The 21430-nt window shown below is 62.7% G+C and carries 20 protein-coding genes; 8 read left to right on the forward strand and 12 right to left on the reverse strand.

Features of this window, described 5'->3' with window-relative positions; translation table 11 throughout:
* Window positions 1-92 precede the first annotated feature (92 nt).
* From PMI20_RS25295 to PMI20_RS25310, 4 genes are all read right to left on the reverse strand, one after another.
* Entirely contained in the window at window positions 93-716 is a 624-nt protein-coding gene (locus tag PMI20_RS25295) for a C40 family peptidase (protein ID WP_007927777.1), read from the reverse strand.
* 213 nt (window positions 717-929) lie between these two features.
* Window positions 930-1634, reverse strand: coding sequence for a DnaA regulatory inactivator Hda (gene hda, locus PMI20_RS25300; RefSeq protein WP_007898944.1), 705 nt, complete (start codon window positions 1632-1634; stop codon window positions 930-932).
* Between the two features lie 228 nt (window positions 1635-1862).
* Window positions 1863-2936, reverse strand: coding sequence for an AI-2E family transporter (locus PMI20_RS25305; protein WP_007927776.1), 1074 nt, complete (start codon window positions 2934-2936; stop codon window positions 1863-1865).
* A 32-nt stretch (window positions 2937-2968) separates the two neighbouring features.
* Window positions 2969-4000 carry a DUF2066 domain-containing protein gene (locus tag PMI20_RS25310; protein WP_007927775.1) on the reverse strand — a complete coding sequence of 344 codons (1032 nt, stop codon included), beginning with the start codon at window positions 3998-4000 and terminating at the stop codon, window positions 2969-2971.
* A gap of 386 nt (window positions 4001-4386) precedes the next feature.
* On the opposite strand from PMI20_RS25310, the gene purM reads away from it, so the two are divergent.
* From purM to PMI20_RS25330, 4 genes are all read left to right on the forward strand, one after another.
* Window positions 4387-5445 (forward strand): phosphoribosylformylglycinamidine cyclo-ligase, encoded by a 1059-nt coding sequence (gene purM, locus PMI20_RS25315; RefSeq protein WP_007927774.1) that lies wholly within the window; start codon window positions 4387-4389, stop codon window positions 5443-5445.
* A gap of 11 nt (window positions 5446-5456) precedes the next feature.
* Window positions 5457-6107 (forward strand): phosphoribosylglycinamide formyltransferase, encoded by a 651-nt coding sequence (purN, locus tag PMI20_RS25320; protein ID WP_037035096.1) that lies wholly within the window; start codon window positions 5457-5459, stop codon window positions 6105-6107.
* Between the two features lie 8 nt (window positions 6108-6115).
* Window positions 6116-6829: a DUF3108 domain-containing protein gene (locus PMI20_RS25325; protein WP_007927772.1), complete on the forward strand. Its 714-nt coding sequence runs from the start codon at window positions 6116-6118 to the stop codon at window positions 6827-6829.
* A 329-nt stretch (window positions 6830-7158) separates the two neighbouring features.
* Window positions 7159-7338 (forward strand): hypothetical protein, encoded by a 180-nt coding sequence (locus PMI20_RS25330; protein ID WP_007927771.1) that lies wholly within the window; start codon window positions 7159-7161, stop codon window positions 7336-7338.
* Between the two features lie 103 nt (window positions 7339-7441).
* On the opposite strand, the gene PMI20_RS25335 is transcribed toward PMI20_RS25330, so the two are convergent.
* The 7 genes from PMI20_RS25335 to PMI20_RS25365 form a co-directional block, all read right to left on the reverse strand.
* Window positions 7442-7981, reverse strand: a complete 540-nt coding sequence (locus PMI20_RS25335) for a DUF2058 domain-containing protein (RefSeq protein ID WP_007927770.1) — start codon at window positions 7979-7981, stop codon at window positions 7442-7444.
* A 27-nt stretch (window positions 7982-8008) separates the two neighbouring features.
* Window positions 8009-8842, reverse strand: a complete 834-nt coding sequence (gene mazG, locus PMI20_RS25340; RefSeq protein ID WP_007927769.1) for a nucleoside triphosphate pyrophosphohydrolase — start codon at window positions 8840-8842, stop codon at window positions 8009-8011.
* A 126-nt stretch (window positions 8843-8968) separates the two neighbouring features.
* A complete protein-coding gene (relA, locus tag PMI20_RS25345) occupies window positions 8969-11212 on the reverse strand; it encodes a GTP diphosphokinase (protein ID WP_007927768.1) in 2244 nt (747 codons plus the stop codon).
* A 120-nt stretch (window positions 11213-11332) separates the two neighbouring features.
* Window positions 11333-12685 carry a 23S rRNA (uracil(1939)-C(5))-methyltransferase RlmD gene (gene rlmD / locus PMI20_RS25350; RefSeq protein ID WP_007927761.1) on the reverse strand — a complete coding sequence of 451 codons (1353 nt, stop codon included), beginning with the start codon at window positions 12683-12685 and terminating at the stop codon, window positions 11333-11335.
* On the reverse strand, window positions 12685-13587 hold the full coding sequence (gene cysM / locus PMI20_RS25355; RefSeq protein WP_007927760.1) for a cysteine synthase CysM: 903 nt from the start codon (window positions 13585-13587) through the stop codon (window positions 12685-12687). Before cysM ends, rlmD begins: the two co-directional genes overlap by 1 nt.
* 80 nt (window positions 13588-13667) lie before the next feature.
* On the reverse strand, window positions 13668-15080 hold the full coding sequence (locus PMI20_RS25360) for a sensor histidine kinase (protein ID WP_007927758.1): 1413 nt from the start codon (window positions 15078-15080) through the stop codon (window positions 13668-13670).
* Entirely contained in the window at window positions 15067-15789 is a 723-nt protein-coding gene (locus PMI20_RS25365) for a response regulator transcription factor (protein WP_007927756.1), read from the reverse strand. Before PMI20_RS25365 ends, PMI20_RS25360 begins: the two co-directional genes overlap by 14 nt.
* Window positions 15790-16009: 220 nt before the next feature.
* On the opposite strand from PMI20_RS25365, the gene PMI20_RS25370 reads away from it, so the two are divergent.
* The 4 genes from PMI20_RS25370 to PMI20_RS25385 all read left to right on the forward strand — a co-directional run bounded on the left by PMI20_RS25370 (window position 16010) and on the right by PMI20_RS25385 (window position 20748).
* A complete protein-coding gene (locus tag PMI20_RS25370; protein WP_007927747.1) occupies window positions 16010-18763 on the forward strand; it encodes a response regulator in 2754 nt (917 codons plus the stop codon).
* Window positions 18764-18829: 66 nt separating this feature from the next.
* Entirely contained in the window at window positions 18830-19819 is a 990-nt protein-coding gene (locus PMI20_RS25375) for a 2-hydroxyacid dehydrogenase (protein WP_007927745.1), read from the forward strand.
* Between the two features lie 90 nt (window positions 19820-19909).
* Window positions 19910-20347, forward strand: a complete 438-nt coding sequence (locus PMI20_RS25380; RefSeq protein ID WP_007927743.1) for a hypothetical protein — start codon at window positions 19910-19912, stop codon at window positions 20345-20347.
* A complete protein-coding gene (locus PMI20_RS25385) occupies window positions 20344-20748 on the forward strand; it encodes an META domain-containing protein (protein ID WP_007927741.1) in 405 nt (134 codons plus the stop codon). Before PMI20_RS25380 ends, PMI20_RS25385 begins: the two co-directional genes overlap by 4 nt.
* Before the next feature lie 116 nt (window positions 20749-20864).
* Here the strand turns inward: PMI20_RS25385 and PMI20_RS25390 are convergent, their stop codons facing one another.
* The gene (locus PMI20_RS25390) at window positions 20865-21329 is read right to left on the reverse strand and encodes a TlpA disulfide reductase family protein (RefSeq protein WP_007931800.1); all 465 of its coding nucleotides are present in this window, start codon (window positions 21327-21329) and stop codon (window positions 20865-20867) included.
* Between the last annotated feature and the right edge of the window lie 101 nt (window positions 21330-21430).

Here is a 21430-nt window from a genome sequence, read left to right on the forward strand (position 1 = left end):
TACGCGGTTAGTTTTCAACAATAGATCAGGATTCTAGCGTCTACGCGCCAAACTTCAAGTAAGACTTTAACTTCACCTTACAAAAAGTCCGCTTACTTGCGTGCGGTGACCACGGTCGGGGCCATGGCGAGGGCGCGCTTGGCTTCGATGAAGGTCTTGCTCCAGTAGCTGTCGCCCAGGCTGTCCACCCGCACGCCACCGCTGCGGCGGCTGCTGGAGTGGATGAACTGGTCATCGCCCAGGTAGATGCCAGCGTGGCTTACGCGACCGCGGCGGCCATTGGTGGCGAAGAACAGCAGATCGCCCGGCTGCAACTTGTTACGCGCAACCAGCGGAGCATCAACGTTGATCATTTCACGGGTGGAGCGCGGCAGATTCATGCCGGCTTCTTCACGGAACAGATAGCCGATGAAACCGCTGCAATCGAAACCGGCTTCAGAGGTACCGCCGAAACGGTAACGGGTACCGATCAGGGACATGCCACGTTCGAGAATACTGTCAGCCAGCACTGGCAGCTGGTAAGGCTTGCTGTCAGCAAACTCGGCGAGTTCTTTTTCGGTTGCCAGCTCTTCCTGGAAAATAGTGGAAGACTGGGCTTTTGAAGAGTTTTGAACCTGTTGTTGCTGCTCTTGTTGGCTCACCGGAGAGTGGGTGGCGCAACCAAACAACAGGGTAACGAGTGCAAGAGGCACGAGGGGTGCGAAGCGCTTCAGCATGGGCACGACCGTGGCTTAAAGTTATAAAGAAGCCGCGACTATGCCTTCTATCGCTCTAATTTGCAAATTCAATCGATTGAAATGTGACTTATCGGTTTCTACTCAACATCTAAGGCCTTAAGCCCATTTTAAACGCACGCGCCTCTGGAACCGCTTCCGGATGCGGGTTTCTGGCGCCTGGAATATGCCAAAAAGCCACTACCGCCCGCGGTTTTACCAGCCCAGGGTTTCTTTGAGAAAGGGAATGGTCAGCTTGCGCTGAGCCTGCAAGGACGCCTGATCGAGGCGCTCCAGCAGCTCGAACAAGGCACTCATGCTGCGGGTACCGCGCGTCAGGATAAAGTGCCCGACTTCGTCGGTCAGATGCAGCCCGCGACGCGAGGCGCGCAACTGCAATGCACGCAATTTGTCTTCATCGGAGAGCGGGCGCATCTGGAAGATCAGCGCCAGAGTCAGGCGGGATTTGAGGTCCGCCAGCTTCACCGGCAGCTCTCGTGGAGAGGTCGAAGCCGCGATCAACAGGCGCCGGCCGCTGTCACGCAAGCGGTTGAACAGATGAAACAGCGCCTCTTCCCAGTCAGCTTTGCCCGCCACCGCTTGCAAGTCGTCCAGGCAGACCAGTTCGTACTGTTCCAGGTTGTCGAGGATTTCGATGCCGCGGTCCAGCAATTCCGCCAGGGGCAAATAGACCGCTGGCTCCCCCAACTGCTCGAACCGCAGGCAGGCCGCCTGCAGCAAGTGCGTACGCCCTACCCCATCCTTGCCCCAGAGGTAGATCAGGCTTTCGGTCCAGCCGGCGTCGGCTTCGCAAAGCCGCTCGACATAGCCGAGTGCAGCGGCATTGGCGCCTGGGTAGTAGTTGATGAAGGTGGCGTCATCACGCAGACGCACACCTAGGGGCAGCTGAATCGGTTTCATGCTGACTGAACAGTTCCAAACGAACCGTTAGTGGCCTCTGTGTAAAGTTTGCAAAGTTTATACCCGTGACGCCGGGCGCACAATGTAGCAGACCACAAGCAAAATCAAAGGTTTGCGTTAGCCTGATGAAATCACGGGGGTTTCTTTGACGGTGGATGTGACAGCTGTAAAGACTCTCGATGGCACCCGCCTGAAACGCAGGCGCCCCGAAAGCATTAACAGTGGACGTTACAGCTCGGACTCCTCTACACCGCTATAGATGTCCGAATCCTTGTACAAGTCGTGCACATGGCGCACCAGCACCATGATTACCGCCGCCACCGGTAAGGCCAGCAGGATGCCGGTGAAACCGAACAGCTCGCCACCGGCGAGAATCGCGAAGATCACCGCCACCGGGTGCAGGCCGATCCGGTCGCCCACCAGCAAGGGGGTCAGCACCATGCCCTCCAGGGCCTGGCCGACCATGAACACGGCCACGATACCGATCATCGGGTACAGGTCGCCACCGAACTGGAACAACCCGGCAATCAGCGCCGCGCCGATGCCGATGACAAACCCCATGTACGGCACGATGGCCGCCAGGCCGGCAATCAGACCGATCAACAGCCCCAGTTCCAGCCCGACCAGCATCAGGCCCGCCGCATAGATCATCCCCAGGGCCACCATCACCAGCAGCTGACCACGGACGAACGCCCCCAGCACTTCATGGCATTCCCCCGCCAGCGCCACCACACGCTCCTCGCGATCACGGGGCAACAGGCTGCGGATCTTCGCCATCATCAGGTCCCAGTCGCGTAGCAGGTAAAAGCTGACCACCGGAATCAGCACCAGGTTGGCCAGCCAGCCAATCAGCGCCAGGCTGGAGGCCGTTGCCTGGCTCAGGACCACGCCGACGATATCGGTGGTCTGCCCCATGTGCTCGCTGATCGCCGCCTTGACCTTGTCGAACTTCCAGAAACCATCGGACAAGCCCAGCTTGGACTGCGCCCAGGGCATTGCCGTGTGCTGCAGCCAATCGAGCATCTGCGGCGCCAGTTCGTACAGGCGCAGCAGTTGCTTGGCGAGCATAGGCACCAGCACCAGCAACAACGCCATGACGATCAGGGTGAACAGGGCAAATACCGCCACCACGCCCCAGGTGCGCGACAACCCGAGCTTTTCCAGGCGGTCCACCAGCGGATCGAACAGATAGGCCAACAGCAAGGCCACCAGGAACGGCGTCAGGATCGGATGCAACAGGTACACAAATCCACAAAGCAGGACCAACCCACCCAACCAGACCCATCGACGCGTATCAGCCATGAACCACTCCATTGCTTCTATATAAAGAAAACCTACCAGCGAAACCGCAGCTGCGCGGCCGGTGCAGGCGCAGGTGTCGCGCCTTCGACAGTCGGCTGGACAGGCACAGCGCCCGCCGGGACTTCCTGCAACCGTGCCAGGCTCAGTTGCGCACGCAACTGCTCGGCGCTGCCGCTGACCCGGTACACCGAACGATCACCATCGACACTCTGCAAACGCCCACCGAAGGGCTCGAGCAAACGACCCAACGCCGCATAGCGCTCCAGGTTCATGCCCTGCACTTCCAGCAACTGCTCGCTGGATGCGCCCGGCTTGACCGCGAAACGCGGGGCCAGGCGCTGGCTGACCGCCAACAGCACGGCATCGGCCAAGGCCGGCACATCAGCTCCCTGGACGCTGCCCTGTTCCTTCTGGTCACCCAGCCACAGGCGCCATTTGGCCTGCCACTGACCGCCCTCTTCACTGGCATGCACCGCCAGCAGGGCGTCCGCGCCGTAACGCTCCGACGCGGCGCGCAATGGCGCCGGATCGGAACCTTCGAGATTCGGCGCCGTAGCGACAATCTGCTCATTCAGGTCACCCAGCGGCAAACGCAGCGGCAGGCCGCGGTGCAGGGCAGCGCGGCGCAACGGTGTGGCGCTGGCCTGGCCATCGCCCACCAGGCTGGAACCTTCACTGGAGTCGGTCAGCCACCAGCCGAGAATCGACGGGCGATTACTGCCCCACAGCGACAGGCCAGCCTGGCGCAACGCCCGGTCGGTGCTGGCCGGGTCGAAGTCGACCTGCAGGCTTTCGGGAGGACCGGCGTCGTAGCCGTACTGGCTGATGATCTGCTGCGGGTCCTTGCGGATCGCCGCCAGTCCCGGGTTCTGCAGGGCCTTGCTATCGCCGGTCAGGCGCAATACCAGGGTTTCCAGGGCCCGCTGGGTGGCCTGATCGCGCTCGCCAGGGGCCTGGCTGCTGACCGGTTCGCGGACCTGATACAGGTTATTGAGGGTTTCGGCATGACTCGCCAGGCTGACCAATGACAAACAGCCCACAAAAAGAAATTTACCCAAACGCATGGAGGATTCCCGACGACAAAAGGCGGCTGGAACAGACCGCATGAACAGGATTGACCCAGGCTGTGACCACAAAGCCTGGGCAAACATTCACCCGGTCGATGGAAGTTTTCGTGCTGTCATAACGACAGCGGGTACAAGGCTATACCTTATACAGCCCCGAGCGGCGCGATCGACACGCGCAATTGCGGTTTTTTTTAAGCGGATATGCCCTGCCCGTCGGCCCGAGGATGGCCGCTACACCTCAAGCCTGATAAAATCGCGCGCCTTCGCAGACCGGCAACAGCCGGGGTCGCTGAAATGATTGCGCAGCATTGCCGCCGCGACTGTTTCAATGGCCTCCCTGGACTCGGTCGATACCCCCTGAATCCCCCCTAAAGGCCTGGATCATGAGCAAGCAACCCTCCCTGAGCTACAAAGACGCCGGTGTAGACATCGACGCCGGTGAAGCATTGGTCGAACGCATCAAGAGCGTCGCCAAGCGCACTGCGCGCCCGGAAGTCATGGGCGGCCTGGGCGGTTTCGGCGCCCTCTGCGAAATCCCGGCCGGCTACAAGCAGCCAGTACTGGTCTCCGGTACCGACGGCGTGGGCACCAAGCTGCGCCTGGCACTGAACCTGAACAAACACGACAGCATCGGCCAGGACCTGGTCGCCATGTGCGTCAACGACCTGGTGGTCTGCGGTGCCGAGCCGCTGTTCTTCCTCGACTACTACGCCACCGGCAAACTGAACGTCGACGTTGCCGCCACCGTGGTTACCGGTATCGGTGCGGGCTGCGAACTGGCAGGCTGCTCCCTGGTCGGCGGTGAAACCGCTGAAATGCCCGGCATGTACGAAGGCGAAGACTACGACCTGGCCGGCTTCTGCGTCGGCGTGGTGGAAAAAGCCGAAATCATCGACGGCTCCAAGGTTGCCACCGGCGACGCCCTGCTCGCCCTGCCATCGTCCGGCCCGCACTCCAACGGCTACTCGCTGATCCGCAAGATCATCGAAGTCTCCGGTGCCGATATCGAAACCGTCCAGCTCGACGGCAAGCCGCTGACCGAACTGCTGATGGCCCCGACCCGCATCTACGTCAAGCCACTGCTCAAGCTGATCAAGGACACTGGCGCGGTCAAGGCCATGGCCCACATCACCGGCGGCGGCCTGCTGGACAACATTCCGCGTGTCCTGCCAAAAGGCGCCCAGGCCGTGGTCGACGTGGCCAGCTGGCAGCGCCCGGCGGTATTCGACTGGCTGCAAGAGAAAGGCAACGTCGACGAACACGAAATGCACCGCGTGCTGAACTGCGGCGTGGGCATGGTGATCTGCGTGGCTCAGGAGCACGTTGAAAGCGCCCTGAACGTCCTGCGTGAAGCCGGCGAACAACCTTGGGTCATTGGTCAGATCGCTAGCGCCGCCGAAGGCGCTGCCCAGGTCGAGCTGAAAAACCTCAAGGCACATTGATGCAAGAGCTGATGCCAGCCACCTGTGATGTAGTGGTGCTGTTGTCCGGTACCGGCAGCAACTTGCAGGCCCTGATCGACAGTACCCAGGGCGACGACAGCCCGGTACGCATCCGCGCGGTGATATCCAACCGCGCCGACGCCTACGGCCTGCAACGCGCCCAGGACGCGGGTATCGATACCCGCGCCCTCGATCACAAGGCATTCGAAGGCCGCGAGGCCTTCGATGCCGCACTGATCGAACTGATCGACGCCTTCCAGCCCAAGCTCGTGGTGCTTGCCGGATTCATGCGCATTCTCAGCGCGGACTTCGTGCGGCACTATCAGGGTCGCCTGCTCAATATCCATCCTTCGCTGCTACCCAAATACAAAGGGTTACACACTCATCAGCGAGCGCTGGAGGCCGGAGACACCGAGCACGGCTGCAGCGTGCACTTTGTGACAGAGGAACTCGATGGCGGACCACTGGTCGTACAGGCAGTGATCCCGGTAGAGTTGCACGACTCGCCGCAAAGCCTGGCGCAGCGGGTCCACGTCCAGGAACACCGGATTTACCCGATGGCCGTACGCTGGTTTGCCGAAGGTCGACTCACACTCGGCGAACAGGGTGCTTTACTGGATGGTCAGTTACTGGCCGCCAGTGGCCACTTGATTCGTAATTAGGAGATTTTATGCGTCGCGCCCTGCTCTTCGCTTGTGCTCTGCTCGCCCTGCCCTTCGCGCAGGCTGCGGACCTTCAACCCTTCTCCGCCAGCTATACCGCCGACTGGAAACAGCTGCCGATGAGCGGTACCGCCGAACGCAGCCTGGAAAAGAAAGGCGATGGCACCTGGAAGCTGAGCTTCAAGGCTTCAATGATGATCGCCAGCCTGACTGAAGAAAGCACCCTGACGCTCGACAAGGACACCCTGCTGCCGCAGTCCTATCACTTCGAGCGCGGCGGCCTGGGCAAAGCCAAGAAGGCCGATCTGGACTTCGACTGGAATGCCAAGATGGTCACCGGCACCGATCGCGGCGATGCAGTCAAGATCCCGCTCAATCGCGGCATGGTCGACAAATCCACCTACCAGCTCGCTCTGCAGCACGATGTAGCCGCCGGCAAGAAAAGCATGAGCTACCAGGTCGTCGATGATGGCGAAGTCGATACCTACGACTTCCGTGTCCTGGGCTCAGAAAAAGTCGACACCAAGGCCGGCCAGATCGATGCGATCAAGGTCGAGCGCGTGCGCGACCCGACACAAAGCAAACGCATCACCGTCATGTGGTTCGCCAAGGACTGGGATTACCTGCTGGTTCGCCTGCAACAGGTCGAAACCGACGGCAAGGAGTACAACATCATGCTCCTGAACGGCACCGTCAACGGCAAGACCGTCAAAGGCAGCTAAGCCGCACGACAATGAAAAAGCCCCGCCGATGCGGGGCTTTTTTTCGCCTGGTGCTTCCATTTAGCCGCTCAAGCACAGCCCTCCTGGCGACCCAACAGGCTCTCTCGCCGGGCAAAAACACCCAGTACGACAGCCGCCCAACATGAAACTTTTGTCATAAAACTCCGGCCCCTGCGACCGAATGCCACAGTTTCCGCGGCCTGCGGGACTGTTTCGAAATCTGCAAAAGATTGTTGCATTTGAAAGCAATTTACTTAGCCAGCTAACAAAATATATAACAGAGTCCTGCACACGCCTTGCTGCAGATCAATAGAGATTGGAGCTAGCAGATGACTGTAAAAGTAACTGAACGCGACGATTCACACATGTCCCATGAAGGCGTAGCCGCAGGTGTACGGATCTGGGACGTGCATCAACAAGACTTGCTGGTGGGAATGTTTCATTCCGAGAGCGATGCCCATAATTACAAGGCCGAACTGGAGAAGCTGGAGCAGAACCGCGCACCGTAAAGCTCCTGACCTCACAACGACTGCCGCGCCTGCCGCCACGCATCGGCAGGCGCTTCAGAAACAACAAACCCCGCTCATGGCGGGGTTTGTTGTTTCTGCGGGTTTACCACATCAGATCGTCAGGGATCTGGTAGGCCGCGTACGGATCGTCCTCGTCCGGCGCCTCGGTCGGCGTGTTGAGCTGAACGATGCGCCGTGGATCGCGCTCCTGGATCTTCAGCGCGGCTTCACGCGGGATGACCTCATAACCGCCGGCATGGTGCACGATGGCCAGCGAGCCGCTGCTCAGCTTGTTGCGCATCAGGGTGTTCACCGACAGGCGCTTGACCTTCTTGTCATCGACGAAGTTGTAGTAGTCCTCGGTGGTCAGCTTCGGCAGGCGCGACACTTCGATCAGTTGCTTGATCTGCGCGGCACGGGCCTTCTGCTCGGCCTTCTCCTGCTGCTGGCGGTTGAGTTCCTGGTCGCGCTTGACCTTCTCGGCCTGCGCCTCCTGGGCCAGGCGCGCCTGGGTATCGTCCGCCTCGACCTGGCCTTTATGGACCAGACGTTGCTGCTTCTGCTTCTCTTTGCTGACCTGTTTGGCCTGCTTTTGGTTGACCAGCCCTGCTTTGAGCAACTGGTCGCGAAGGGAAAGGCTCATTGGTGCTCACTCACTTAGGCAACAGCCTCAGCCACAGCTGGGCAAATTCTTTTCCTGACGTTTGGCTTCGCCCCACAAGGCGTCCAACTCTTCGAGGGTGCAATCTTCCATGGGTCGGCGGGTATCGCGCAATGCCTGCTCGATAAATCGGAACCGTCGCTCGAACTTGGCATTGGCGCCACGCAGGGTGGTTTCCGGATCGACCTTCAGATGTCGGGCCAGGTTGACCACGGCGAACAGCAAGTCGCCCACCTCGTCGGCGATCGCCTGCGGGTCATTCTCGGACATGGCTTCGAGCACTTCATCGAGCTCTTCGCGGATCTTGTCCACCACCGGCAAGGCGTCCGGCCAGTCAAAACCGACCTGGGCCGCGCGTTTTTGCAGCTTGGCCGAACGGGACAGGGCCGGCAGCGCCGTGGGCACATCGTCGAGCAAGGACAACTGCAAAGGCTGCGCCGACTTCTCGGAACGCTCCTCGGCCTTGATCTCTTCCCAGCGCTGCTTGACCTGTTCTTCATCCAGCCGCGGAATATCCAGCGGCGCGTACAGGTCCCCGGTAGGGAATACATGGGGATGGCGACGGATCAGCTTGCGGGTGATGCTGTCGACCACGCCATCGAACTCGAAACGCCCCTCCTCCCGCGCCAGCTGGCTGTAATACACCACCTGGAACAGCAGATCGCCCAGCTCACCCTGCAAATGCTCGAAATCGCCTCGTTCGATGGCATCGGCCACTTCGTAGGCTTCTTCCAGGGTGTGGGGGACGATGGTGGCGTAGCTCTGCTTGATATCCCAAGGGCAGCCGTACTGCGGGTCCCGCAGCCGCGCCATCAGGTGCAACAGGTCTTCAAGGCTGTACATCGCTCACTCTCATTGCCAAACCATGTTTTCTGTAGAAGCGAGGCTTGCCCGCGATAGCGGTATGTCAGACAAATCGCCACCGCGGGCAAGCCGGATCGCCGTCCGCTCGCTCCTACGCTCCGACTTTCAAGGGGTACGGTTACGGCGGGTCTCGATGATGTTCGGCAACTGGGAAATACGCCCCAGCAACCGCCCCAACGCGTCCAGCCCCGGAATCTCGATGGTCAGGGACATCAGCGCAGTGTTGTCCTCCTTGTTCGAGCGGGTGTTGACCGCCAGCACGTTGATCCGCTCGTTGAGCAGCACCTGGGACACGTCACGCAGCAGGCCGGAGCGGTCGTAGGCGCGAATGATGATGTCCACCGGATAGGTTTGCACCGGCACCGGGCCCCAGCTGACCTGGATAATCCGCTCCGGCTCGCGGCCGGCCAGTTGCAGCACCGAGGCACAGTCCTGGCGGTGAATGCTCACCCCACGGCCCTGGGTGATGTAACCGACGATCGCATCCCCCGGCAGCGGCTGGCAGCAGCCGGCCATCTGGGTCAGCAGGTTGCCGACGCCCTGGATCTGGATGTCGCCGCGCTTGCCGGGCTTGTAGCCGGTGGCCTTGCGCGGGATCAGTTCCAGCTGTTCGTTGCCGCGCTCCGGTTCCACCAGTTGCTGAGCCAGGTTGACCAGTTGCGCCAGGCGCAGGTCGCCCGCGCCCAGGGCGGCAAACATGTCCTCGGCGGTTTTCATGTTGGCCTTGTCGGCCAGCTTGTCGAAATCCACCTGCGGCAGGTCGAGGCGATTGAGTTCGCGCTCGAGCAGGGTCTTGCCCGCCGCCACGTTCTGATCCCGCGCCTGCAGCTTGAACCAGTGGACGATCTTCGCCCGCGCCCGCGAGGTGGTGACATACCCCAGGTTCGGGTTCAGCCAGTCGCGGCTCGGCGTGCCGTGCTTGCTGGTGATGATCTCGACCTGCTCGCCGGTCTGCAGGCTGTAGTTGAGCGGTACGATGCGCCCGTTGATCTTCGCGCCCCGGCAGTTATGACCGATCTCGGTGTGCACGCGGTAGGCGAAGTCCAGCGGGGTCGCGCCTTTCGGCAAGTCGATGGCGTGACCGTCGGGGGTGAAGATGTAGACCCGGTCCGGCTCGATATCCACCCGCAGTTGCTCGGCCAGGCCGCCGATATCCCCCAGTTCCTCATGCCACTCGAGCACCTGACGCAGCCAGGAGATTTTCTCTTCGTAGTGGTTGGAACCGGATTTGACGTCGGTGCCCTTGTAGCGCCAGTGGGCGCAGACCCCCAGCTCGGCCTCTTCGTGCATCGCGTGGGTGCGGATCTGCACTTCCAGGACCTTGCCCTCAGGGCCGATGACCGCCGTGTGCAGCGAGCGGTAACCGTTCTCCTTGGGGTTGGCGATGTAGTCGTCGAACTCTTTCGGAATGTGCCGCCACAGGGTGTGGACGATCCCCAGCGCGGTGTAGCAGTCGCGCATTTCCGGGACCAGCACACGCACCGCGCGCACGTCGTAGATCTGGCTGAACTCCAGGCCCTTGCGCTGCATTTTGCGCCAGATCGAATAGATATGTTTGGCCCGGCCACTGATGTCGGCGTCGACGCCGGTGGCCCGCAGCTCATTCTGCAGCTGATTCATCACGTCGGAGATGAAACGCTCGCGATCAAGGCGCCGCTCGTGCAGCAACTTGGCGATCTGCTTGTACTGCTCAGGCTCCAGGTAGCGGAAGGACAGGTCCTCCAGCTCCCATTTGATATGGCCGATACCGAGGCGATGCGCCAGCGGTGCATAGATGTCGAAAACTTCCCGGGCGACCCGGTTGCGCTTCTCGTCGTCGGCGTTTTTCACCGCGCGGATCGCGCAGGTCCGCTCGGCCAGCTTGATCAGGGCCACACGCACGTCATCGACCATCGCCACCAGCATCTTGCGCAGGTTTTCCACCTGGGCCTGGGTGCCGAGCACGAGGGATTGGCGGGGGCTGAGGCTGGCGCTGATCGCCGCCATGCGCAGCACGCCGTCGATCAGTTTGGCCACCACCGGGCCGAAGCGCTGGCTGACGGCCGGCAGCGGGATCTGGCCTTCGCGGACGCCACGGTAGAGTACCGCGGCCACCAGCGAATCCTGATCCAGCTTGAGGTCGGCGAGGATCTCCGCGATCTCCAGGCCAGTGCTGAAACTCGACATGTCCTCGCCGCTGAGATTCTTCGCCGCGATGTGTTGTTGCTCTGCCTCACGAGCAAACTCGCAGGCTTCTTTCAAGGCTTCACGGTCCAGTGCCATGTCGACGCTGACCGCATGATCGAGCCACGCCTCGAGATTGATACTGCCGTCGGTGTTGATCGGCTGGTGCGCTCTCACCTGTACCATCTTGCTTTACCTTCCCTACGACGCACATTCAATGCGTCAAATCGCTGACCTTCACTGCCAGTATTTCCTCGCTGGGCCGGCGAGTGCTGCCTGACGGGCCAACGGATTAGACGAGCCATCCTAGCTCGCTTCAAATAACGCCATGGCCTCGACATGTGCCGTCTGAGGAAACATATCGAGGATCCCGGCACGTTTTAACCGGTAGCCCTGTCTGACCAGTTCGACTGTGTCACGCGCCAGAGTGGCAGGGTTGCATGACACATAAACCAGGCGCTTGGCGCCCAGGCTCGCAAGCTTGCGTACCACCTCGAAAGCACCGTCCCGAGGTGGGTCCAAGAGTACCGCAGAAAAGCCTTCGCGGGCCCACTCGGCGTCGCTCAGGGGCTGCGATAAATCGGCCTGAAAAAACCGGGTGTTATGCAAATTGTTGCTAGCAGCATTCTGCGCCGCACGCGCGACCATGGTCGCTACCCCTTCGACCGCCACCACTTCCCGAACGTTCTGCGCCAGCGGCAAGGCAAAGTTGCCCAAGCCACAAAAAAGGTCCAGCACGCGCTCGTCGGCCTGTGGCGCCAGCCATTCCAGGGCCTGGGCCACCATCGCCTCGTTGACCCCGGCGTTGACCTGGACAAAGTCTCCCGGCCGATAAGCCAGCTGCAGATTCCAGGGCTCCAGGCGATAGCCCAGGGCCTGGTCCGGGTCCACTGGTTGCGGCTCGCCTTCGCCATGCAGCCACAACTGGGCCTCATGGAATGCGCAGAACGCCTGGAGAATCTCCAGGTCGGCCGCGGACAACGGCGCCATATGGCGCAGCAGCACGGCAATCGCCGAACCGCTGAACAATTCCACATGCCCCAGTGCCTGCGGTTTGCTCAGGCGCTGCAGCATGGCCGGCAAGCGGCTCATGATCGGTTGCAAGGGCTGTACCAGCACCGGGCATTCGTCGATGGCGACGATGTCCTGGCTGCCGGCGGCGCGAAAACCCACTTCGAGCTTTTTCGCCTTGGCGTCCCAGCGCACCGCGACCCGCGCCCGGCGCCGGTAGCCGAACTCCGGACCGCTCAAGGGCGCCGCCCACGCCTCTGGCTCGACACCGGCGACCCGCGACAGCTGCTCGGCGAGCATGCGCTGTTTCAGGGCAAGCTGTTCGTCATGGGGCAGATGCTGCACGCTGCAGCCACCGCAACGGCCGGCATGGGCACATGGCGCCGGGCGCCGCAAATCGCTGGCGCTGAACACCCGCTCGGTACGAGCTTCCACCACTTTGCCGTGGGCGCCCAACACGCGCGCCTCGACCTCTTCGCCCGCCAATGCGCCAGCGACGAACCAGGTACGTCCTTCCAGGAAGGCAATGCCGCGACCGTCATTGGCCAGGCGCTCGATGGTCAGGCGCTGTTTTTTACCGACGGGTATCTGCGCAGCCCGGCTGCCGCCCGAAGGCTGGAAGCGCAGGCCTCTGACTGGCTTAGCCATCAGTTGGGCGCATCGAAGATGCCGGTCGACAGGTAACGGTCGCCACGGTCACAGATGATCGCGACAATCACCGCGTTTTCGACTTCGCGGGACAGGCGCAACATCGCCGCCACCGCACCGCCCGAGGACACGCCGCAGAAGATGCCTTCTTCGCGGGCCAGGCGCCGGGTCACCTCTTCGGCTTCGCTTTGCGCCATGTCGACGATGCGATCGACGCGACTGGCCTGGTAGATCTTTGGCAGGTATTCCTGCGGCCAGCGGCGAATGCCGGGAATGGCCGAGCCTTCCATCGGTTGCAGGCCAATGATCTGCACGTTCGGGTTCTGTTCCTTCAGATAACGCGAGGTGCCCATGATGGTGCCAGTGGTACCCATGGAGCTGACGAAATGGGTGATGGTGCCCTCGGTCTGCCGCCAGATTTCCGGGCCGGTGCCGGTGTAGTGCGCCTCCGGGTTGTCACCGTTGGCGAACTGGTCGAGCACCTTGCCACGACCTTCGGCCTGCATCCTTTCGGCCAGGTCGCGCGCGCCTTCCATGCCCTCTTCCTGGCTGACCAGGATCAGTTCGGCACCATAGGCGGTCATCGCCGCCTTGCGCTCGGCACTGGAGTTGTCGGGCATGATCAGGATCATCTTGTAGCCCTTGATCGCCGCGGCCATGGCCAGGGCAATCCCGGTGTTGCCCGAGGTCGCTTCGATCAGCGTATCGCCGGGGTGAATCTGCCCACGCAGCTCGGCGCGAGTGATCATCGACAGCGCCGGGCGGTCCTTGACCGAACCCGCCGGGTTATTGCCCTCGAGCTTGAGCAGCAGGGTGTTGCTGGTGACGCCAGGCAGGCGCTGCAAACGGACCAGCGGGGTGTTGCCGACGCAATCGGCGATGGTGGGGTACTGCAAGGTCATGGCGTATTCGCAATCCGGACTGCGGGGGCGACTATCATACCGGCAAACGTTCGCAGGCCATATCACGCAAAGTGAGGGTCTTATGGCTTAACGATATAAGGCAGCGAATCAGCTTCGGGCGAAGGCGCTTCCATCACAACCGTAGCCCGCAGGCGCATGTTCAAACGCAGCCCACGCCCGGTATTTTCCGCCCACAGCTGGCCGCCCTGACGCTGCACGGCGTTGCGCGCAATACTCAACCCCAGGCCAAAACCGCCATGGCCCGGGCGCGAGCCGTCGAGGCGGATAAAGGGATCGAAGATCCGCTGCAGATCGGCGTCGGCCACGCCAGGCCCTTCATCCTCCAGCCACAGCAACCAATGCTCGCCCTGGCGCTGGCCGTCCAGCAGCACACGACCGCCCGCGGGCGAATGGCGAATGGCATTGCGCAGAATGTTTTCCAAGGCCTGGGCCAAGGTATTCAGATTGCCCCGGACCCAGCACGAGGCGTCCAGCGCGCAATGCAGTTGCGTGGCGGACCAGGCGCTTTCGAAGCAGGCGTTTTCCGTGAGCATTTCCCACAGGGCCTGGATCTGGATGTCTTCCTCGGCCAGCGGTGCCCGCTCGGTGTCGAGCCAGGCCAGTTGCAAGGTGTCGTCCACCAGCCGCTGCATGCCATCGACTTCCCGCGCCAGCCGCTCGCGCAGTGCTGGCAGGCTCTGCTCGCCGTCACAGGCGACCCGCAGGCGACTCAGGGGCGTGCGCAATTCATGGGAAAGATCGCGCAGCAATTGTTGCTGCAAGGCCACGGTGCCCTGCAGGCGCTCGGACATCTGGTCGAACGCCCGGCCCAGCTCACCCAACTCGTCCTGGCGACTGGTGGTCTGGCTCGACAGCCGCGCATTCAGTTGATCGGCGCGCCAGGCGTTGGCCTGTTCGCGCAGTTGGTTCAGCGGCACTACCAGCAGTCGATACAGCCCGACACACAGCAGCAGGGTGAACAGGCCGGGAATCACGCCATTGGTCAGCACCCGCCAGAACACCCGGTAGCGCCCGGGCATGAAGCGCTGGGGCAACTCGATCACCAGGCTGCCGGCGGACGGGTCGTTGGGAAACGCAATCTTCAGCCAGGGCAAGCCACGGGTATGCCGACTGACCGGCCAATCCAGGCCGCGCAGGAACGTCAGGTGCTGGCTCTCGGCTTCGCTCAGCGGATAACTGCTCAGCGATTGCAGGTCGCGGCCGATGACCCCGACCCAATGGCGCTCGCGCTCGGCCATGCCCTGCAGCCAGGCATCGACCCCGGCGCTCTGCCCCTGGTTCCAGGCCCGTTCGGCTTCGGCGGCGTAGCCGGTCAGCGTGCCGCGGGCCTCGTCGGAAAGGAACAGGTTCTTCTGTTCCATGTAGCGGCCCCAGGACCAGCTCAGCCAGATCATCAGCAGGCAGAACGCGACCAACAGGCAGGCCAGCTTCCAGAACAGCGAATGCCTGCCGGGCAGCTCAGGCCATTTCATCGACGGCACTCAGCACATAGCCCTTGCCCCAGACCGTGCGCACTTCCCGCGCGACATAACCGATGGCCTTGAGTTTGCGGCGGATCTGGCTGATGTGCATGTCCAGGCTGCGATCATGGGGCGCATAGCCGCGCTGCAGCACATGCTGATAAAGGAAGGGTTTGCTCAGGACCTCGTCGCCGTTGCGGTTGAGCGTCTCCAGCAGGCGGTATTCGCTGCGGGTCAGCCCGGCCCACTGTTGCCCGTAATGCACGTCGCACAGCTCGTCGTCGAAACGCAGGCCCTGGGCTTCCTGCCTGAGCGGCGCCGGGGCCGGCCGGCGATCCAGGGCCACGCGCCGCAGGATGGCTTCGATCCGTACCCGCAGCTCGGCCATGCTGAAGGGCTTGGGCAGATAATCGTCGGCCCCCAGGCGAAAACCGCTGATGCGATCGGCCTCGGCCCCCAGCGCCGACATCAGCAGCACCGGCGTGGAATGGCTCTGGCGAAAATGGGTGAGCACCGTCAGCCCGTCCATCCCCGGCAGCAGGATGTCCATCAGCACCACATCGTAAGGTTGCTGGCTAGCCATCGCCAGGCCTTCCTGGCCGTTCTGGCACCAGGTGACATCAAACCCACAACGGCCCAATTGCTCGTGCACGTAGGCACCGAGCACCAGGTCGTCTTCGATACTCAGGATCCGGGGATGGCCGACAGATACGGGATTCATTAGCTTCTGCAAGTAATTCTCAGTTGGGCGATTATTCAAGATTGTCCGCGGCCGGGCAACCGACACCGGTCGACAAAGCGCTCGCTAACCCGCGGCACCTGAGCGGTTCGACGGTTAATTTTGCGAAGATTGCGGCAAAGCAAATGGCTACACTGCGCAGGTGGTGCGCACCGGATGTGCGCAGGGTTCATTCAAAACGGCGTGGTAGCAGGAGAGTTGCGTGCTTAAGAAACTGGGGATCAAAGGCCGCGTGCTGTTACTGACCTTGCTGCCAACCAGCCTGATGGCGTTGGTGCTGGGCGGTTATTTCACCTGGATGCAGCAGTCGGACCTGCAAACCCAGCTTCTGCAACGCGGCGAAATGATCGCCGAGCAACTGGCGCCCCTGGTGGCACCGGCCCTGGCCCACAAGAACAGCGCCCTGCTGGAACGCATCGCCACCCAGTCCCTGGAACAGCAGGACGTGCGCGCAGTGACCTTCCTCGCGCCCGACCGCACGCCCCTGGCCCATGCTGGCCCGAGCATGCTCAACCAGGCGCCGACCGGTAACGGCAGCCAGATGCTGCAACGCACCGGCAGCGACGCCACCCGCTATCTGCTGCCGGTGTTCGGCCGCCACCGCAACCTGGCCGGCGACCTGATTCCCGACGAGTCCGACCGCCTGCTCGGCTGGGTCGAGCTGGAGCTGTCCCATAACAGCATGCTGTTGCGCGGCTACCGCAGCCTGTTCGCCAGCCTGCTGCTGATTATCGCCGGGCTGATCTGCACCGGCCTGCTGGCGCTGCGCATGGGGCGCACCATCAACAACCCGCTGAGCCAGATCAAACATGCCGTTACCCAACTCAAGGACGGCAACCTGGAAACCCGCCTGCCCTTGCTCGGCAGCCAGGAGCTGGACGAGCTGGCCTCGGGCATCAACCGCATGGCCGGCACCCTGCAGAATGCCCAGGAAGAATTGCAACACAGCATCGACCAGGCCACCGAGGACGTCCGGCAAAACCTGGAAACCATCGAGATCCAGAACATCGAACTGGACCTGGCGCGCAAGGAGGCCCTGGAGGCCAGCCGGATCAAATCGGAATTCCTGGCCAACATGAGTCACGAAATCCGCACGCCGCTCAACGGCATCCTCGGTTTCACCCACCTGCTGCAGAAAAGCGAACTGACCCCGCGCCAGCTGGATTACCTGGGCACCATCGAAAAGTCCGCCGACAGCCTGCTGGGAATCATCAACGAAATTCTCGACTTCTCGAAAATCGAAGCCGGCAAGCTGGTGCTCGACAGTATTCCGTTCAACCTGCGCGACCTGTTGCAGGACACCCTGACCATCCTCGCCCCGGCCGCCCACGCCAAGCAGCTGGAACTGGTCAGCCTGGTGTATCGCGATACCCCGCTGTCGCTGGTGGGCGACCCGCTGCGCCTCAAGCAGATCCTCACCAACCTGGTGAGCAACGCCATCAAGTTCACCCGCGAAGGCACCATCGTCGCCCGCGCCATGCTCGAAGAAGAACACGAAGACAGCGTGCAACTGCGCATCAGCATTCAGGACACCGGCATCGGCCTGTCGAACCAGGACGTGCGTGCCCTGTTCCAAGCCTTCAGCCAGGCCGACAACTCGTTGTCGCGCCAGCCTGGCGGTACCGGCCTGGGGCTGGTGATTTCCAAGCGCCTGATCGAACAGATGGGTGGCGAGATCGGCGTCGACAGCACGCCCGGCGAAGGTTCGGAGTTCTGGATCAGCCTGCGCCTGCCGAAAACCCGCGACGACGCCGAAGACCTGCCAGCCCCGCCGCTGCTCGGCAGGCGGATCGCGGTCCTGGAGAACCATGAACTGGCGCGCCAGGCCCTGCAGCATCAACTCGAGGACTGCGGCCTGGAAGTGACGCCGTTCAATACCCTGGAAGCCCTGACCAACGGCGTGACCGGAGTGCATCAGACCGAACAGGCGATCGATCTGGCAGTGCTCGGCATCACCACCAACGACATGCCGCCGGAACGCCTCAACCAGCACATCTGGGACCTCGAACACCTGGGCTGCAAAGTACTGGTGCTGTGCCCGACCACCGAACAGACGCTCTTCCATCTGTCGGTGCCCAACCCTCACAGCCAGTTGCAGGCCAAACCGGCCTGCACCCGCAAACTGCGGCGCGCCCTGGCCGACCTGGTCAACCCCAAGGTGGTGCGCAACGAGCCGAGCGAACCGATCGCCAGTCGCCCGCCACGGGTGCTGTGTGTCGATGACAACCCGGCCAACCTGCTGCTGGTGCAGACCCTGCTCGAAGACATGGGCGCCAAGGTGCTCGCGGTCGACAGCGGCTATGCGGCGGTCAAGGCGGTGCAGAACGAATCCTTCGATCTGGTGATGATGGACGTGCAGATGCCCGGCATGGACGGCCGCCAGAGCACCGAGGCGATTCGCCAGTGGGAGAGCGAGCGCAACTGCACGCCGCTGCCGGTGATCGCCCTCACCGCCCACGCCATGGCCAACGAAAAACGCGCACTGCTGCAAAGCGGCATGGACGACTACCTGACCAAGCCCATCAGTGAGCGGCAACTGGCTCAGGTGGTGCTGAAGTGGACCGGTCTGGCCCTGCGCAACCAGGGGCCGGAACGCACTGGCGAACCGTCCGGCAACGGCCTCGAGCTGCAAGTGCTGGATCACGACGAAGGTTTGCGCCTGGCCGCCGGCAAGGCGGACCTGGCCGCCGACATGCTGGCGATGCTCCTGGCCTCGCTGGAGGCCGACCGTGAAGCGATTCGCGCCGCCCGTGCCGCCAACGACCACAATGCGCTGATCGAACGGGTCCACCGTCTGCACGGGGCGACCCGCTACTGCGGAGTGCCGCAGTTGCGCGCCGCCTGCCAGCGCAGCGAAACCCTGCTCAAGCAGGAAGACGTCAAGGCTTTCGCCGCCCTCGACGAACTCGAACGGGCCATCAACCGCCTGGCCACGGAGGCCCGCATCAACGCCTGACCCAGGGCAACGACAGGTTTGCCCCGAAGGTTCATGCTCGGGGCAACCTCCCACAAGGACGACGCCATGCGCACGATTCTCTTCAGCAGCCAGAACTATGACCGCGACAGCTTCCTCGGTGCCGAGTTGCCGCCGGGCATCGAGCTACAGTTCCAGGCCGCGCGCCTGAGCCTGGACACTGCGGCCCTGGCGGAGCACCACGAGGTGGTCTGCGCTTTTATCAACGACGACCTGAGCGCCCCAGTGCTGGAGCAACTGGCCGCCGGCGGCACGCGCCTGATCGCGCTGCGCTCGGCCGGCTACAACCATGTCGACCTGGCCGCGGCCAAACGCCTGGGCCTGAGCGTGGTCCGGGTCCCGGCCTATTCTCCCCATGCCGTGGCCGAGCATGCCGTGGCCCTGATCCTGGCGCTGAACCGCCGCCTGCACCGCGCCTACAACCGCACCCGCGAAGGCGACTTCAGCCTGCACGGCCTGACCGGCTTCGACCTGGTGGGAAAAACCGTCGGCATCGTCGGCACCGGGCAGATCGGCGCCACCTTTGCCCGGATCATGGCCGGCTTCGGCTGCCAGTTGCTGGCCCACGACCCCTTCCCCAACCCGCAAGTCGAGGCCCTGGGCGCACGTTACCTGAGCCTGCCGGAGCTGCTGGCCCAGGCGCAGATCATCAGCCTGCACTGCCCGCTCACCGCCGACAGCAAACACCTGATCAACCGCCAGAGCCTGGCCCGGATGCAACCGGGCGCGATGCTGATCAACACCGGCCGCGGCGGCCTGGTGGATACCCCGGCGCTGATCGAGGCCCTGAAGAACGGCCAACTGGGCTACCTGGGGCTGGATGTCTACGAAGAGGAGGCGCAGCTGTTCTTCGAGGACCGCTCCGACCTGCCGCTACAGGACGACGTGCTGGCGCGGCTGCTGACCTTCCCCAACGTGATTGTCACCGCCCACCAGGCGTTCCTCACCCGCGAGGCCCTGGCGGCGATCGCCGACACCACCTTGCACAACATCGTCGCCTGGGCCGCCGGTGCGCCCTGCAACCGGGTGGAAGGCTGAGTCGACGGACCGGCGGTAAGCGAAGGTCATCTGCCTGCAACCTGAGCTATCGGGGTGCGTGCTAGCATACGCGCCAGATTTGGAGGACCCATGGTCGAACACGATTTCCGCTACAGCCTGATGAACCCGCAACACACCCTGATCGAATGCCGCGCCCTGGTGCCCGGCCGCTATCAGGTCACCGGCAACGGTGGTTCCATCCGCAACGACGACGTGCTGATCGTCACCCTCAAGGGCAGCAAGGACCTGTCGATGCGCCTGACGGTGGAAACCGTGCGGCACCTGATCAACCCGGTCGGCCAGTGGGTCGCCGTGGCCCGTGGTCCGGTATTCGGCGAGCTGGCGATCCATCTGTGGCAGGTCAACTGCGACAGCTGCGCGGCCGAGCTGAGCTTCGAGTTCGCGGTGGACGCCAAGCTGGGCAGCAAGGCGCAAAAGCCCGCGGCCAGCGCGCGGATCGCCGAGCTGGGCTGGATCAGCGAAGGGGAAAAACACCTCTGCCCGAAATGCCAGCGAGCCGCCCAATGAAACGCCTGGCGTTGACCGCCGCGTTCGGCGCCGGCCTGCTGGGTTGCGCGGCGGAGCCGGTGAAACTGCAGCAGGACCGCAGCTACATCCTGGAGTGGATCGGCGAACGTCCGTTGATCGACTACAGCCACCTGACCATCACCCTCGGTGAAGACGGTCGCGCTTACGGCAACGGCGGCTGCAACCACTGGTTCGCGCCCTATACCCTGGACGGCGACAAGCTCAGCTTCGGCAAGGTCGGCAGTACCCGCAAGCTGTGCGCGCCAGCCCTGATGGAGCAGGAACGACGCTTCCTGCAGGCGTTGGAAACCGTCCAGCGCTGGGACATTTCCCCAATCGAGCAAGTGCGCTTCTGGCCGGCCGAAGGCAAGCCGTTGCGCTGGTGGCTCGAGGAAGGTTGATACCGCCCCTCCTGTAGCCGCTGCCGCAGGCTGCGATAAGGTCCGCAGGACCTTCAGCGATCCCGAGATCGCAACGGCCTTGCAGGCCGATCGCAGCCTGCGGCGGCGGCTACAGATCAATGCCCGCGCAGGGCTTCCAGCTTCGCCATCACGCCCGCCGCGGTCTGTTCGCCCATCAGTTGCTCACGCACCTTGCCCTGGTCATCGATGATGTAGGTCACCGGCAAGCCTTCGCTGCGTGGCAAATCGAAAATCTCCGCCGGATTCTGTGCCAGCACGGTGAACTTGATCCCCAGTTTTTCACTGGCGCTCTTCAGTTCTTCGCCCTGGACGTTATCGAAATTGACCCCCAGCACACTCACCGGCTGGCCCTTGAGCCCTTCGGCCAATGCATTGAGCTCGGGAATCTCGGTGCGGCACGGCCCACACCATTCGGCCCAGTAATTGAGCACCAGCCACTGCTTGTCCACGCGCTCGGCGGCGACTTTCCGGCCATATTGATCGACCCCGTAATCGTTACCGCAGCCGCTCAGCAACAAGGTGCCGATGATCGCCAATGCCGCTGCCAGTTGCCTTGCCATGCCTTGATCCTTGTATTGAAAAAAACCGTCAAACCCGCTTTCTCGTGCGACCCATCGCCTCGCAAGGTTCAGGACTGCCCGTCGCACAGGTAGAATAGCCG

Origin of the sequence: Pseudomonas sp. GM17 (genome assembly GCF_000282175.2) — a bacterium.
GTDB classification, from domain to species: domain Bacteria; phylum Pseudomonadota; class Gammaproteobacteria; order Pseudomonadales; family Pseudomonadaceae; genus Aquipseudomonas; species Aquipseudomonas chlororaphis.

Bases quoted from the DNA above. Each gene is read 5' to 3' on its own strand.
- rlmD (WP_007927761.1), bottom strand. From the start codon at position 12,685: ATGGCTAAGCCAGTCAGAGGCCTGCGCTTCCAGCCTTCGGGCGGCAGC.
- PMI20_RS25390 (WP_007931800.1), bottom strand. From the start codon at position 21,329: ATGGCAAGGCAACTGGCAGCGGCATTGGCGATCATCGGCACCTTGTTG.
- PMI20_RS25380 (WP_007927743.1), top strand. From the start codon at position 19,910: ATGGTCGAACACGATTTCCGCTACAGCCTGATGAACCCGCAACACACC.
- PMI20_RS25365 (WP_007927756.1), bottom strand. From the start codon at position 15,789: ATGAATCCCGTATCTGTCGGCCATCCCCGGATCCTGAGTATCGAAGAC.
- PMI20_RS25375 (WP_007927745.1), top strand. From the start codon at position 18,830: ATGCGCACGATTCTCTTCAGCAGCCAGAACTATGACCGCGACAGCTTC.
- PMI20_RS25310 (WP_007927775.1), bottom strand. From the start codon at position 4,000: ATGCGTTTGGGTAAATTTCTTTTTGTGGGCTGTTTGTCATTGGTCAGC.
- PMI20_RS25330 (WP_007927771.1), top strand. From the start codon at position 7,159: ATGACTGTAAAAGTAACTGAACGCGACGATTCACACATGTCCCATGAA.
- relA (WP_007927768.1), bottom strand. From the start codon at position 11,212: ATGGTACAGGTGAGAGCGCACCAGCCGATCAACACCGACGGCAGTATC.
- PMI20_RS25335 (WP_007927770.1), bottom strand. From the start codon at position 7,981: ATGAGCCTTTCCCTTCGCGACCAGTTGCTCAAAGCAGGGCTGGTCAAC.
- cysM (WP_007927760.1), bottom strand. From the start codon at position 13,587: ATGACCTTGCAGTACCCCACCATCGCCGATTGCGTCGGCAACACCCCG.
- PMI20_RS25360 (WP_007927758.1), bottom strand. From the start codon at position 15,080: ATGAAATGGCCTGAGCTGCCCGGCAGGCATTCGCTGTTCTGGAAGCTG.
- hda (WP_007898944.1), bottom strand. From the start codon at position 1,634: ATGAAACCGATTCAGCTGCCCCTAGGTGTGCGTCTGCGTGATGACGCC.
- purN (WP_037035096.1), top strand. From the start codon at position 5,457: ATGCCAGCCACCTGTGATGTAGTGGTGCTGTTGTCCGGTACCGGCAGC.
- PMI20_RS25325 (WP_007927772.1), top strand. From the start codon at position 6,116: ATGCGTCGCGCCCTGCTCTTCGCTTGTGCTCTGCTCGCCCTGCCCTTC.
- PMI20_RS25385 (WP_007927741.1), top strand. From the start codon at position 20,344: ATGAAACGCCTGGCGTTGACCGCCGCGTTCGGCGCCGGCCTGCTGGGT.
- PMI20_RS25295 (WP_007927777.1), bottom strand. From the start codon at position 716: ATGCTGAAGCGCTTCGCACCCCTCGTGCCTCTTGCACTCGTTACCCTG.
- mazG (WP_007927769.1), bottom strand. From the start codon at position 8,842: ATGTACAGCCTTGAAGACCTGTTGCACCTGATGGCGCGGCTGCGGGAC.
- PMI20_RS25305 (WP_007927776.1), bottom strand. From the start codon at position 2,936: ATGGCTGATACGCGTCGATGGGTCTGGTTGGGTGGGTTGGTCCTGCTT.
- purM (WP_007927774.1), top strand. From the start codon at position 4,387: ATGAGCAAGCAACCCTCCCTGAGCTACAAAGACGCCGGTGTAGACATC.